Genomic DNA, 13,993 nt, shown 5'->3' with positions numbered 1-13,993 from the left:
TTCAGGTCGGTGCGGTTGGTTAGCATGCCCGGCGATGATGATTCTTTTTCGCTCCCTGCGGCTACGCCGCGCCGCCCGTAGGCACTTCGGCTGGCAGAAGCTGCGCGCTACCCAACTGCGCGCGATGCGCGCGCTGCTCGCGGGCCGCGACACGCTGGTCGTGCTGCCAACCGGTGGCGGGAAGTCTGCCGTCTACCAGGTTCCCGCCACGCTGCTGCGCGGCCCCACGGTGGTGATCTCACCGCTGCTGGCATTGCAGCAGGACCAGATCGGCAACCTCAACGAGCGGGGGGATCCTGCCTTGCGTGCGGTTCGGATCAGCTCCGCGGAGAGCCCGAGCAAGCAGGCCGCCGCGCTGGCCGAGCTTCGCTCGGGTGCCGCGAAGTTCCTGTTCATCACGCCGGAGCAGCTCAGTTCGCCGGAGCGGCTGGCCGAGGTCCGCGCGTTGCGTCCGGCGCTGGTGGCGGTTGACGAGGCGCACTGCATCTCGTCATGGGGGCATGATTTTCGCCCCGACTACCTCACCCTCGGTCACCTCATCCGCGGCCTGGGCCGCCCGCCGGTCGTGGCGCTGACCGCCACGGCATCGCCGCCGGTGCGCGAGGACATCACCGCGCGACTCGGCATGCGCAAGCCGCGGCTGGTCCTGTCCGGATTGGACCGTCCGAACCTCTTCGTGGCGGCCGTGCACTGCCCCAGCGAGGACTACCGCTGGCGTAGGCTGCTCACCCTGCTCAAGGAGGCCGACCCGCCCGGCATCGTTTATGTGCCGACCCGGCGCGCCGCCGAGGAACTCGCGGAACGGCTTTCCGACGCGGGTTTTCCCGCGCAGGCCTACCACGGCGGTATGGCGGCCGGGGTGCGTCACCGCCGCCACGAAGACTTCCTCGCCGACCGGGTGCCGATCATGGTTGCCACGTCGGCGTTCGGCATGGGCATCGACAAGCAGAACATCCGCTGGGTGGCACATGTGGCGCTGCCCGACTCGCCGGACAGCTACCTGCAGGAGATCGGGCGGGCGGGGCGCGACGGTGAGCCGGCCCGGGCGTTGCTGCTCTACCGAGCCGAGGACATGGCCCTGCAACGCTTCTTCAACGGCGGCGCGCCTGAACTGGCCGAGCTGCGAGCGGTCGCCGCGGTCCTGCACAACGGGCCGGTGACGCGCAGCGCGCTGGCAAAGGCCACCGGCCTGGGACAGCGCAAGGTCGCCAGCCACATCAGTCTGCTGGAGCAGGTCGGTGCGGTGGCGACAGGCACCAAGGGTGAGCTCAGCGTCCCTCGGCATGCGCCCCTGCCCGATCAGGCGGCTCGGGAGGCGTTGGCCGAGTACGCCCGCTATCAGGCCGGGCAGCGTTCCCGCACCGACATGATGCGCCGCTTCGCCGAGAGCCGGGGCTGCCGTATGCAGTCAGTGCTGGGCTACTTCGGAGAGCAGCTGAGCCACCCCTGCCGGCACTGCGACAACTGCCGCGGCGGCACCTCCGAGGTGCTCCCGGCGGACGGGCCGTACCCACTGCACAGCACCGTCCGGCACGCCAAATGGGGATCAGGCATGGTCCTCGGGTACGAGAAGGACCGGATGACCGTGCTCTTCGACGATGTCGGGTACAAGACCCTGTCGGTCTCCGTCGTGCAGGCGCAGGGCCTGCTGGCGCTCGAGGCGAATCGCCGCTGACGCTGCGGACGGGCGGTTGACCGGCCGAATGCCGTGTAGGGCGCGGCGCACCGGGTAAGCGAGCGCGGCGAACAGTCGACGGGACGGCAGGTGCCGGTGGAAACGACGGAGTTGCGGGTACCGGGCGTCGGCGGCTCCAGTGCGGAGGAGACACTCGACCGACCGATCGTGACCAGGGTGGCCGGCGACGAGAACGCCGGATTCTTCCGTCCCAGGGCGGGCTTCGGCGAGCCGAGGGGCCCCGGCGGGGTGCTGATCGAGGCCTACCGCTGGGGCAACCTGACCGGCGGCAGAGCCACCCGGGCCTTCGCCCTGATGCTGCTGCTGCCGTTCATGCTGAGCAACATCGCGATCTGGATGCTCCCGCCGGGAGCGGCTGGCCCCCGGGCGGTCGCCCGGGCGACCTGCTGGCTGCTCGCCGGGACCCTGACCGCGATGTACGTGCTGTCGGTGACCGGCGTGGCAGTCGACCTCGTCGCCTGGCAGTGCGCCGCCGACCCGCGTTGCACAGACGGCCGCTGGTCGATCTCCTGGCTGTCCGGCGTGCAGCCGGGTCAGCGTGTGGCGCTGCTCGCCCTGGTGCCGATCGCCGCCGTCGCGGTCATCTGGTGGCTCGGGGCGCGGTCGTGGCGGCTGCCCGAGGACGCCTCCGCCGAAGCGGTGCCTGGGGGTCTCGGCGCCTTCCGGCTCGACGACCACGAATTCTGGGACAACCGGACCTTCCTCCGCCGGCTGCGGGCACTGCACGTCGCGATCGCGGTGGGCACCGTCGACGTCGTCGTGCTCGGCGTGGTCGCCCCGCATGACGATCGGACCGTCGGCTACGGCCTCCTCGCCCTCACCATCGCCATCATCGTCGCCGCCACGGCGCTGCTCTGCCGTCCGGCCTGGCCCGGCCACCCGCAGGACCGGCGGCTCGGAGTCGCCAGCCGGGCGGTACTGGTGGCCATGCTGGCCCTCACCGCGCTGACGCTCGGTTACGCCGCCCTGCCCCGGTCCCGGTGGATCCCGGGGCCCGAGTTGCCCAACTACGGCGCGCTGGTCGCCTGGCTCTATCTGAGCCAGGTGGTGCTGCTGTTGATTCTCAGCGCGGTCGTGGTGTGCCAGCCGAGTCGGACGAGTACCCCGGCGTTCCTCGGCGGCCTGGGCGCCCCCGTGGTCATCACCTTCGCCATCGGCCTCGGGGTCGCGTTCTCGTCCGCCATCGTCTACGCGGCCTCTGATTATCTCGACCGGGACGTCGAGCCCACACCGGCGCCGTCTGTTGCCTGCCGGGGTCCTGCCACTGTTACCGCCGCTGGCGTACCGGTGGGCCGCGATGGGCTTCTTCGTGGCCCTGCTGGTGACCGCGGTCGCCGCCCTCCTGCGCAGCCGGATGACGATATGGCAGCGGCGCCGGGCGGCGATGGAAATCCTGCGCCACGACTTCCCGGACGCCCCGCCGGAACCGCACCCTCGGGTCCGCGCGGTGCGCAACGCAATCGCCCGGGCGCAGTTGACCGACCGGAGTTGGCCGCTGCCCGCCGCGTACGCGATCATCTTCGTGCTGATCCTCGGCTCCGCCGGACTGTCGCTCGCGGGCATCGGGCCGAGAGAGGCCGGCCGCGACATCGGCGGAGAGCCGCTGGCCCGATTGACGGTGTTCATCAGCCACCTGGGCACCACCCTGACTGGGCTCTTCGCCATCGCGATGGCGGTCGCGGCCCTGTTGACTCACCGGCCGACCGCGCGTACCCGCTTCGTCGGAGTGCTGTGGGATCTCGCCACGTTCTGGCCGCGCGCCGCCCACCCGTTCGCCCCGCCCTGCTATGCCGAACGCGCCGTGCCCGAGCTCACCCGGCGGATCCGGTACCTGACCAGTCAGGGCGGAACCCTGGTTTTCTCCGGGCACAGTCACGGCGCAGTCCTGGCGGTGGCGACCGTGCTGCAACTGCAGCCCGCGTGCCTCGACCGGATCGCGCTGCTGACCTCTGCCTCTCCCCGCCTCTACAGCAGGGTCTTTCCGGCGCACCTGGGCCCCGCCACGCTGTGCGAAATCGGCGACCGGGTGAGGTGGCGCTGGCTCAACCTGTGGCGGGACACCGATCCCATCGGTCGCTGGGTCTTCTCCCCGGACCCGGGCCGCTCGGTCGCCGGGAGGCCGACCGACCCGGCTGATCCAGCGAACGGGGTGGATCGGCGGCTGCGCGACCCGCACGGGCTGGTGGCTCCGCCGGACGACACCGTGCCCCCACCGATCCAGAAACACCGGTTCAGCGCCGACGACGGCTTTCAGGCCGCCGTCCGCCACCTGGTGGCGCGGCTGCGGGCTGACCTACCCGGGACCTGAACCCGTAGGCGCCCCCTCCTCGACCATCGCGGGTGCTGACCGGATGCCGCCTGACCGGACACCCTCCTGGAGTTTGTCGCGCCCGAGCCGGGGAAAGGGCAGCGCGCGGGGTGGGAGAGGAGTGCCGGGTGCCGGTGGACGTGGACCCTGGGTGCGAGCTGTGCACGGGGAGTCTGCCGGCGGGCTGGGTGTTGGCGTACCGGAACGGTGACGCGCCGGGTGAAGGTACCCGGGAGACGATGCTGACCCTGGGCAACGGGTACCTGGCCACGCGGGGGGCGGCTCCGGAGGCGTGGGCAGACGGTGTTCACTATCCCGGCACCTACCTGGCCGGTTTCCACAACCGGCTCTCCGGCACCGGCCTGCCGGACGGCACGGAGAGCATCGTCAACCTGCCGAACTGGCTGCCGTTGACGTTCCGTCCCGCCGGCGGCGACTGGTTCACGCCGGGGCAGGGGCGGCGCGAGCACGAGCACCGGATGCTGGATCTGCGGCGCGGGGTGTACCTGCGGGAGCTGCTGGTGGTCGACCGTGATGGGCGGCGGACCCGGATCCGGCAGCGACGGCTGGTGTCGATGGCGAATCCTCCGGACCCATCTCGGCTTCCGCAATGCTCGGCAGATGGCACGGCAGGATGCCCGGTCGTAGCCGTGGGCGCGCTGCCTGGTCGGGGGTGGTGCTTAGCGCATGATCCCGGTGTGGCCGAGCGAGTAGCGGCCGGGCTGCGGCCAGACCAGCAGGCCGTGCGGCTCGGCACCCACCGCGATCTTCCGGATCAGGTGACCGTCACGGGTGTCGATGGCGTAGACGACGCCGTCGTAGCGGCCGGACATCCACATCACCGTGCCGTCGGCGGACAGCCCTCCCATGTCGGGGCTGCCGCCGGGGATCCGCCATTTGGCGACCAGCTTGCCGGTGGCGAAGTTCAACAGGGAGATCGAGCCCTCGCCCCGGTTGGTGATGTACAGGTATTTCGAGTCCCGGCTGACGTAGAGTCCGTGCGCGCCGGCGCCGGTGGCCAGGAACCGGGGCTGGGTGAAGGCGTCCCCGTTGAGGATCCAGATGCCCGAGGTGTGCATGTCGGCGACATACCAGGTGCGGCCGTCGGGGGAGATCTTCACGTCTTGCGGCATCGGGTGCGGGGCCGTGAGGTGCAGTTGGCCGATGACCTGTTCCTTTGCCGTGTCCACCTTGATCAGGTCACCGGAGTATTCGCAGCTGGCGATGAAGTAGCGCCCGTCGCGGGAGAAGTCGACGTGGTTCACCCCCTCGCAGCTGACCGGCACGGTCTTGTGCACGGCCATGGTGTGCGCGTCCCGGAAGACGATCTGGTGGGCCGCCTCGGACATCACGATGGCCCATTTGCCGTCCGGGCTGAAGTAAAGGTTGTACGGGTCGTTGACCGGCACGGCCCGTCCGAAGCGGCCGGTCACCGGATCAATCGGGGTCAGCGTGTTGCCTCGGTCGCTGTTCACCCAGAGCGTCCTCAGGTCCCATGACGGGACGACGTGCTCGGGGCTCACCGCGACCTTCACCGTCTGGATGACGGTGAAGGTCGCGGGGTCGATCACGGAGACGCTGGAGCCTCGGTTGTTCGGAACGTAGATCCGAGGAAGATCGTTACGGACCGCGTCGGACAGCAGGTTGGGTCGGTCGGCGGCGTAGAGGTCGTGCGCATCCAGCGGCGGCGGCATGCCCGGCAGCAGGCTCTCGGGTGCCGTGCTCGCGGACGGCCAGGCCGTCGGCGTCGGGGTCATCGGCGCCATGGTGGCCATGGCGGTGTCGTCACCGCCACGGGCGCCCGCCGGCTTGGCACCGCTGCAGCCGGTGATCAGCATGAGTGCGGTCAGGGTCGCCGCCGCCAGGAGCCGACGGCGCCGCGGGACGACGAGCATCAGGCCATCAATTCCTTCAGTGTCACGGCGTGCAGACCCCGCTGGCGCAGCCCGTCGAGGATCGGCCCGACGGCGGCCAGCGTGCCGCGGTGGCCGAAATGCAGGCTGACGATCGAACCTGGCCGGACCCGGCTCAGCGTCGTCCGCACCACTGAAGGCGAGCCGGGGTCGGTGTAGTCCAGTGAGTCCACGTCGTAGGACACGCAGGTCGGGTAGCCCACCCGGCTGGCCTGGGCGCGGATCAGCGTGTTGGCGTGCTGGGTCTGCGACGGCCGGAACCAGGTGCCGATGGTGCCGGTGAGTTTGCTGATTCGCTGGGCGCACGCGTTGATCTCACCGAACGCCTCGGCCGGGGTCATCCGACTGATGTCGAGGTGATTCTCGGTGTGGTTGCCCAGCTCGTGACCGCCGTCGAGGACGCGCCGGGCCATCGCGGGCTGGCCGGCCAACCAGGTTCCGACGGCGAACACGGTGACCCGGGCGCCGCCGCGTTCGAGCTCGGTCAGCAGTTGGCGGGCCAGCGCGGCATCCCCCTGGCCATGAAAGGTCAGTGCCACGTTCGGTCGGTCCCGGGGCCCGGCATCGACCTCCGGCGGAAGCGGCGTGCGTCCGGGGGCAGGTCCGGTCGACTTGGTATGGGCCGGCAAGGGAGATGCCGGGCCCGCCTCCGGTGTTGCCGACCGGCCGGCCGACGGTCGGCTCGGGGAGTCACAACCGCTCAGTCCGACGAGCCCGGCGGCGACAGCGGCGGCGGCGCTCAGGGCGCTGCGGCGATCCAGAGGCATCCTGCGATGCTAAGCCGCCGCAGGAGTGGAGGGGCTGGGACGACGCCGGCGCAAGTAGCCGTTCAGCCTGGTCTCAGGCTCTGTCGCCTACCGTTGATCGCGTCCCTCCGATCGTTCTCCGCCTCGCGCCCGGACACGTCGAATTCTCGGCGTGTCCCCGCTCGCCCGTGCCGTCCCGTAGGCAGGAAAGAGTGGCCTAAATCACTCAGTGCGTGATCGGACTGGCCGGTGCCTGCCGTACCTCCATTCCTGGGTTTGTCGCGCCCGAGCCGGGGAAAGGGCAGCGCGCGGGGTGGGAGAGGAGTGCCGGGTGCCGGTGGACGTGGACCCTGGGTGCGAGCTGTGCACGGGGAGTCTGCCGGCGGGCTGGGTGTTGGCGTACCGGAACGGTGACGCGCCGGGTGAAGGTACCCGGGAGACGATGCTGACCCTGGGCAACGGGTACCTGGCCACGCGGGGGGCGGCTCCGGAGGCGTGGGCAGACGGTGTTCACTATCCCGGCACCTACCTGGCCGGTTTCCACAACCGGCTCTCCGGCACCGGCCTGCCGGACGGCACGGAGAGCATCGTCAACCTGCCGAACTGGCTGCCGTTGACGTTCCGTCCCGCCGGCGGCGACTGGTTCACGCCGGGGCAGGGGCGGCGCGAGCACGAGCACCGGATGCTGGATCTGCGGCGCGGGGTGTACCTGCGGGAGCTGCTGGTGGTCGACCGTGATGGGCGGCGGACCCGGATCCGGCAGCGCCGGCTGGTGTCGATGGCGAATCCTCATCTGGCGGCGCTGGAGACGAGCATCGTCGCGGAGAACTGGTCAGGCCGATTGGAGATCAGGTCGGGCATCGACGGTCAGGTGGTCAACGCGAACGCGCCAGCGGAGGCGGGTAGCTGCGGCCGCCACCTCACCGATGTGGCCACCGGCGGGGACGACGCGGACACCGTCTGGTTGACGGCGTCGACAACCAGCTCTCGGCACGAGGTGGCCGTCACCGCGCGCACCAGAATCACCGACGCCCCCGTCGCCCACGGCAGGCAGGCTGCGATCCACGGGCCGGACGACGTGACTCAGGTGATCGGGATCGACGTGACGCCCGGGGAGCGGGTCCGGGTGGAGAAGACGGTCGCGGTGTTCACCACCCGGGACCGAGCGGTGCCCGAGCCGTTGGCGGCCGCTCGCGAGGAGCTGCGGCACGCGGGGGCGTTCGGCGTCTTGCTGGCCGCGCACGTCGCCGCGTGGGCCCGGTTGTGGGACCGGTTCCGGCTCGATGTCGGCGAGGAGCACGCCTGGCAGTTGCCGGTACGGGTGAAGACCTTCCATCTGCTGCAGACGCTGTCGCCGCACACCGTCGACCTGGACGCCGGTGTGCCCGCGCGGGGGCTGCACGGCGAGGGCTACCACGGGCACATCTTCTGGGACGAGCTGTTCGTCTATCCGTACCTGAATCTGCGGTTGCCGGAGCTGACCCGGGCCCTGCTGGAGTACCGGCACCGGCGGTTGACGGCGGCGCGTCGGCAGGCGGCCGAGGCGGGAATGGCAGGCGCCCTGTTTCCCTGGCAGAGCGGCGACAGCGGCCGGGACGAGAGCCCCAGTAGTTCGCCGTCCCCAGTGACCGGGGAGTGCGTGGACGACTACACGGGCCGGCAGCAGCACGTCAACCTGGCGGTGGCCTACTGCGTGTGGCGGTACTGGGAGACGACGGGTGACCTGTCCTTCCTCGCCGGCTCTGGGGTGGAGTTGCTGACCGAGACAGCGCGGTTCTGGGCCGGACTGGCCACCTACCAGCCGTCCGACGACCGGTATGACATCCGCGCGGTGATGGGGCCCGACGAGTATCACGACGGGTACCCGGGCCGGCCGGGCCAGGGGCTGGACAACTCCGCGTACATCAACGTGATGGTCGCCTGGGTGCTCGGCCGCGCCGAGGAGGCCAGCGCGATCCTCAGCCGGCATCCGGGGGCGCTGCCGTGGCGTGAGGTCACCGCCACTGACGACGAGCGCCGCCGGTGGCGACACATCGCGCGTCGGCTGCGGCTGGCCTTCCTCGACGACGGGGTCCTCGCCCAGTTCGAAGGGTACGGCGATCTTGCGGAACTGGACTGGGACCGCTACCGGCGGCGGTACGGCGATCTGCGGCTGCTGGGGTCGCTGCTGCAGGCCGAGGGAGATGACCCGAACCGCTACAAGATCTCCAAGCAGGCCGACGTGCTGATGCTGCTGTACCTGTTCGGCGCCGACGAACTCGCCGGGCTGGTGCGCGGCCTGGGGTACGAGTTCGACCCGGCCTGGATCCCCGCCACCGCCGATTACTACCTGTCCCGCACGGCCCACGGCTCCACCTTGAGCCGGATCGCGCACGCGTGGGTACTGGCCCGGACGGACCGCCGTCGGTCCTTCGAGATGCTGCTGGCCGCGCTCGGCACCGATCTCGCCGATCCGGAGCACAGCTCGACGCGCAACGGCATCCATCTCGGCGCCACCGTCGGAACGCTCGACATCCTGCAACGGTGCTACACCGGACTGGAGGTCCGTGGCGACGTCCTGCGGCTCAACCCGCTGCTGCCGGAAGGGCTGGACGGGCTCGACTGCGTCATCCGGTACCGCCACCAGTTGATCTCCCTGCATGTGGATCACGAGCGGTTGCAGATCACCGCCGTCCCCGGGTCGGACCAACCCGTCCAGGTGGCCGTCCGGGACCGGTCCTTCCAGCTCGCCCCCGGCTCGACCGTCACCGTCGCGCTGCACCCTTTTGCCGCGCCAGCGGATCAACCGGATCACCGCGACCGGCGAGGGCGGGTCGACGAATGACTGGTGTCTCGCCGGGTACGCGGGCTCCGACACGCGAGGAGAGCGACATGACCCAAACCGTTCCCGACGTGATTGTCCGCTACTACGAGTTGACCGCCGAGCCCGACATCGACGCCTTCGTCGGCTGCTTCACCGACGACGCGATCGTCGCCGACGAGGACCGGACCTACCAGGGCCCGGCGGCCATCCGGGCCTGGCGCGAGCGGACCGCGGCCGAGTTCGACTACAAGTCCGTACCAGAGGCGGTCGAGGAGGAAGCCGGTGGCAACCTGGTGGTGACGACGATGGTCTCGGGCACGTTTCCGGGTAGCCCGGTCCGGCTGCGCCACCGCTTCACGCTTCGCGACCGTCTGATCGGCGCCCTGGACATCCGGCCGTAGCAGAGCGGTAGGCGATTGGCCGGAGGTGCCGCGTGAGCCGACTGTCCCGGGCCGCCGGCCTGCTGGGCCTGCGCTACCCAGGCCGGCCGGAGCTGAACGAGGAGCGTCACGCCACCTGGCTCGAACTCTTCTTCGACCTGGTATTCGTGCTGGCCATGCTCGGCGTGACCGCACGGTTGGACACCCGGACATCGCCGAGCGCAGCACAGCTCGGCGCGGCCATCGCGCTCTACGTGCTCATCCAATGGGCATGGATCGGCCAGTCCTTCTACGACACCCGCTACGACCCGGACGACACTCTGCACCGACTGCTCGTGCTGACCGCGACGGCCGGCGCGGGCGCCATCGCCCTCGGCGTGCCGCATGCGCCGTCCGGCCTGCTGTTGCCGGTCGGGTACCTGATCGTGCGCGGCTGTCTGCTCCTGATGTACCTGCGGCTCCGCCGCGATCGCGGCGCCGGCCGCCGCGCCTGCGCCCACGAAGGGACCGTGCGCGTACACGCCGACGCCGGACGAGCCGGCGGCCCGGCCGGTGCCGCTGCCGCCGGACCCCCGGCACACGCCCGACCACGGCACGGTCCGGGTCACCCTGCGGACCAGCCAGGGCCCGATCGGGCTGACCCTCGACCGGGAACAGGCCCCGTGCACCGTGCAGAGCTTCCTGCACCTGACCCGGAAGAAGTTCTACGACCGGACCCCCTGCCACCGGCTCACCGCCTACCCGACGCTGAAGGTGCTGCAGTGCGGCGACCCGTCCGGCACCGGCGAGGGCGGCCCCGGCTACCGGTACGCCGACGAACTCCCCACCGACCTGCCGCCGGCGCCGACCGACCCGACCGGGGTCCGCCGGCTCTACGCCCGGGGCACCCTGGCGATGGCCAACGCCGGCCCGGACACCAACGGCAGCCAGTTCTTCCTGGTCCAGTCCGACTCGGCGCTGCGCCCCAACTACACCGTCTTCGGCACCATCGACGAGGCCGGGCTGGCCACCCTGGACCGGATCGTGGCCGGCGGGATCGCCGCCACACCGGAGGACCCGGCGCCGGTCGACGGCGCACCGGCCCTGCCGGTGGAGATCTACCGGGCCACACGGGGCCGCTGAGTTCCTTACCCGGCGGGGCGGCGGTCCGCCCCGCCGGGCGAGGTCACTTCAGACGGCGTTGCCCGCCGGCAGCGGCCGGCCTTATCTGATCATTAAGTAGCCGCCCACCTGGTTCACCGGCGAGCCGCACCGGGCAGACTGGGGCAATGCCCCCCGCCGACCCGCCCGCTCAGACTGCCCACCGCCGTCGTATCCAGGCGCTCGTCGCGGTGGTCGCCGTGCTCGCCGTGGCGGTCACGGTCGGCGCCTGGTCGCTGCGGGATCGGGTCGTTGGGGACGGCGGGGCACCGGAGCGGGGTGGCGTGGCCGCCCTGCCGGACGGCACCCCCACCTGTGCCGGCCGGGCGGCCCGGGCGCCCCGTGAGCTACGCGGCATGTGGATCACGACGGTGAACAACATCGACTGGCCGAGCCGGCGCGGGCTGCCGGCCGAGACGGTGCGGGCGGAGTTCCGGGGCTGGCTGGACCTGGCCGTGCGGCGCAACCACAACGCGGTCTTCGTGCACGTGCGGCCGAGCGGGGACGCGCTCTGGCCGTCCAAATACGCGCCGTGGTCGGAGTGGCTGACCGGGCGCCGCGACGGCCGCGACCCCGGCTGGGACCCGATGGAGTTCATGGTCGCCGAGGCGCACGCCCGCAACCTGGAGTTCCACGCCTGGTTCAACCCGTACCGAGGCGGGCAGCCGGCCACGGTGGGCGGGCCCGGCCCGAAGCTGGACCAGCTTGCGCCGACACATCCGCTGCGGCAACACCGCGACTGGGTGGTGACCTACCCCAGCGCCGACCGGCCCGGCAGCCGCCTCTACTTCAACCCGGGCGTCCCGGAGGCGCGCACATTCGTCGAGGACTCGATGCTGGAGGCGGTCCAGCGGTACGACGTCGACGGGGTGCACTTCGACGACTTCTTCTACCCGTACCCGGAGGCCGGGCAGGACTTTCCGGACGGCGCGGCGTTCGCCCGGTACGGCCAGCGGTTCGCGGACAAGCACGCCTGGCGACGGGACAACGTGAACACGCTGGTCCGCGAGATGAGCGAGCGGATCAAGGCGATCAAGCCGTGGGTGAAGTTCGGCATCAGCCCGTTCGGCATCTGGCGCAACAAGCGCACCGACCCGGCCGGCTCGGCGACCGCCGGTTTGCAGAGCTACGACGACATCTACGCCGACACGCGGCTCTGGGTACGGGAGCAGTGGTTGGACTACGTGGTGCCGCAGCTCTACTGGCACATCGGGTTCGGCAAGGCCGACTACGCCAAGCTGCTGCCGTGGTGGGCGGCCACGGTGAGGGGCACCCGGGTGCAGCTCTACATCGGCCAGGCCGACTACCGGGTGGGCGAGCGCGGCGCCTGGCGCGACCCTGCCGAGCTGGACCGCCAGCTCGCCCTCAACCGGCAGCACGGGGTGAGCGGGAGCGTGCATTTCAGCGCCAGCCAGGTGCGCGCCGACAAGCTCGGGGCGGTCAGCCGGTACAGCGAGGCGCACTACGCAGGCCCGGCGCTGGTGCCCGCGATGGCGCAGCTACCGGCGGCGCCGCCGGCGGCACCGGCGGTCACCGGCGCGCGGCGGGAGAGTGCCGGCGGGGTGGCGTTGACCTGGCGCGGGGACGGCGCGGCGAGCTTCGCCGTCTACCGCGTGGACGGCGAAGCGGCCCGGCTCGTCGGCACCGTCCGGGGCGCCGGCTGGGTCGACCGCGGAGCCCCGGCCGACCGCCCGCTCTCCTATTGCGTGTCCGGACTGGACCGCAGCGGGAACGAGGGCCCACTCAGCGCGCCGATGTCCGCCGCCGCGCAGTAGGACTATCGCGACATCGCGCGAAGCATGTCAACGACGAAGCGGTGGTCTTCCAGTTGCGGAAGCCCGGAAACGCCGAACCATCCCACCACGCCGGTGCCGCGAACGCGCAGTGGCACCGCGCCCCCGGCGGCCGCATACCGCGAGGCCGGCAGTCCGAACCTCTCCGCCAGCGTCACCTGCTTGTCCTGGCAGAGCCGTGCCATGTACAGCGACGAGTGCTCGAACCGCATCACCACACGTCCCTTGCGACGCAGCCACGCGTCGTTGTCCGACGTCGAACCCGGCAGGCCGCAGTGGAACAACTGGCGCCCGGCCCGCCACACACCCACCGCGATCGGTAGCTGCTGTTCCCTCCCGGCGGCAACGGCCAGCATCCCCAACTCGTACGCGTCCGACTCCGACAGGCCCGGAAGTTCCAGCTCGCCCTCCTCGTGCAGCAGCTCCTCCAGCGTCGGCCACGGGTCATGGTCAACTGGCATACGCACCTCTTCCTCGTCGCGTGGCGGACTGTCCGGGGTTCCGTGGAGTGTGTTGGTGGACTCAGGCTACGGACGTGATGAACTGGTGGAGCGTCTCTGGTTCCCTATGCGATCCTCGGCAAGCCGGACATCCGGCTGGCGCTGCCGTCCCGGTCGGTTACGGGGGTGGCATGCACGTGGCGGTGGAAGCCGCGGCCGAGGACTGCCCCGCGGACCCGGTGAGGGTGTCGCGGTGCGGTGGTGGGAACCGTGTGCGGCACCTGGCTGACCGGCCTTGATGGGTTGGTCTCCTGGGGTGTCCGTCCCGCCGGACGCTGACCGGCAGATCGCAATGGGGCGTCTGCCGGGGCGGGAACCTGCCGTCGCAAGGGCAGCAGGCGTGAGGTCTTGACCGTTGCAGGTCGGGTCTGCTTCGGGGTGGGTACGGTTTTGCGCCGATCCCGCACCGGCCGGGTCGTGGCGGCTCGGGTTGGTCGACGTGCCCGGTGACGGGCCGGTGTGTCGGTGACTGTCCGGATCGCGGTGTTGCCGTTACGGCCGCGGCGGGTTTTGGCCTGGTTGGCTAGGCCCCGGGCGGCGATCCGTTGCGCCGCGGCGTGGTCACGGTCCATCGACAGGCCGCACGAGCAGGTGGCCCACCGGTACCCGGCGACGCTCCGCTGCGGCGTTTTGACGTGCTTGACCGCACCGCCGCAGCGGGGACAGCCGGACGAGGTACCACGCGCCGGCACAGTGACGACTGCGGTATCTACT

At 71.1% G+C, this 13,993-nt stretch carries 10 protein-coding genes and 2 pseudogenes; 8 read left to right on the top strand and 4 right to left on the bottom strand.

The annotated features are described in order from the left end of the window. The first annotated feature begins 34 nt into the window (after positions 1–34). The 3 genes and pseudogenes from SLP03_RS09960 to SLP03_RS31585 all read left to right on the top strand — a co-directional run. Positions 35–1,675 (top strand): RecQ family ATP-dependent DNA helicase, encoded by a 1,641-nt coding sequence (locus SLP03_RS09960; protein WP_319460253.1) that lies wholly within the window; start codon positions 35–37, stop codon positions 1,673–1,675. A gap of 1,318 nt (positions 1,676–2,993) precedes the next feature. Next, positions 2,994–4,004 carry a hypothetical protein gene (locus tag SLP03_RS09955; RefSeq protein WP_319460252.1) on the top strand — a complete coding sequence of 337 codons (1,011 nt, stop codon included), beginning with the start codon at positions 2,994–2,996 and terminating at the stop codon, positions 4,002–4,004. A 32-nt stretch (positions 4,005–4,036) separates the two neighbouring features. Then, a pseudogene (locus tag SLP03_RS31585) lies at positions 4,037–4,579 on the top strand (hypothetical protein); the annotation flags it as partial. A 105-nt stretch (positions 4,580–4,684) separates the two neighbouring features. Here the strand turns inward: SLP03_RS31585 and SLP03_RS09950 are convergent. Both SLP03_RS09950 and SLP03_RS09945 read right to left on the bottom strand, forming a co-directional pair. After that, a complete protein-coding gene (locus SLP03_RS09950; RefSeq protein WP_319460251.1) occupies positions 4,685–5,899 on the bottom strand; it encodes a YncE family protein in 1,215 nt (404 codons plus the stop codon). Beyond that, positions 5,899–6,684 (bottom strand): polysaccharide deacetylase family protein, encoded by a 786-nt coding sequence (locus SLP03_RS09945; RefSeq protein WP_319460250.1) that lies wholly within the window; start codon positions 6,682–6,684, stop codon positions 5,899–5,901. The genes SLP03_RS09950 and SLP03_RS09945 overlap by 1 nt, the downstream gene beginning before the upstream one ends. A gap of 310 nt (positions 6,685–6,994) precedes the next feature. On the opposite strand from SLP03_RS09945, the gene SLP03_RS09940 reads away from it, so the two are divergent. The 5 genes and pseudogenes from SLP03_RS09940 (at position 6,995) to SLP03_RS09925 (ending at position 12,761) form a co-directional block, all read left to right on the top strand. Next, complete coding sequence (locus tag SLP03_RS09940) at positions 6,995–9,487, top strand: glycoside hydrolase family 65 protein (protein WP_319460249.1); 2,493 nt, start codon at positions 6,995–6,997, stop codon at positions 9,485–9,487. Positions 9,488–9,534: 47 nt separating this feature from the next. After that, on the top strand, positions 9,535–9,867 hold the full coding sequence (locus SLP03_RS09935; RefSeq protein ID WP_319460248.1) for a nuclear transport factor 2 family protein: 333 nt from the start codon (positions 9,535–9,537) through the stop codon (positions 9,865–9,867). Between the two features lie 155 nt (positions 9,868–10,022). Further along, positions 10,023–10,280: pseudogene (locus SLP03_RS31580) on the top strand (low temperature requirement protein A); the annotation flags it as partial. Positions 10,281–10,314: 34 nt separating this feature from the next. Then, positions 10,315–10,968, top strand: a complete 654-nt coding sequence (locus tag SLP03_RS09930) for a peptidylprolyl isomerase (protein ID WP_319460327.1) — start codon at positions 10,315–10,317, stop codon at positions 10,966–10,968. A 146-nt stretch (positions 10,969–11,114) separates the two neighbouring features. Next, positions 11,115–12,761 (top strand): glycoside hydrolase family 10 protein, encoded by a 1,647-nt coding sequence (locus SLP03_RS09925; RefSeq protein ID WP_319460247.1) that lies wholly within the window; start codon positions 11,115–11,117, stop codon positions 12,759–12,761. Between the two features lie 2 nt (positions 12,762–12,763). Here SLP03_RS09925 and SLP03_RS09920 read toward each other — a convergent pair whose 3' ends face one another. Together SLP03_RS09920 and SLP03_RS31575 are read right to left on the bottom strand one after the other, a co-directional pair. Further along, positions 12,764–13,240: a heme-degrading domain-containing protein gene (locus SLP03_RS09920; RefSeq protein WP_319460246.1), complete on the bottom strand. Its 477-nt coding sequence runs from the start codon at positions 13,238–13,240 to the stop codon at positions 12,764–12,766. A gap of 104 nt (positions 13,241–13,344) precedes the next feature. Continuing rightward, a complete protein-coding gene (locus SLP03_RS31575) occupies positions 13,345–13,971 on the bottom strand; it encodes a zinc ribbon domain-containing protein (RefSeq protein WP_413644494.1) in 627 nt (208 codons plus the stop codon). Between the last annotated feature and the right edge of the window lie 22 nt (positions 13,972–13,993).

The sequence above is a fragment of the Micromonospora sp. RTP1Z1 genome (assembly GCF_033804685.1).
GTDB lineage: Bacteria > Actinomycetota > Actinomycetes > Mycobacteriales > Micromonosporaceae > Micromonospora.
This window is presented reverse-complemented; position numbering and strand designations above follow the sequence as displayed.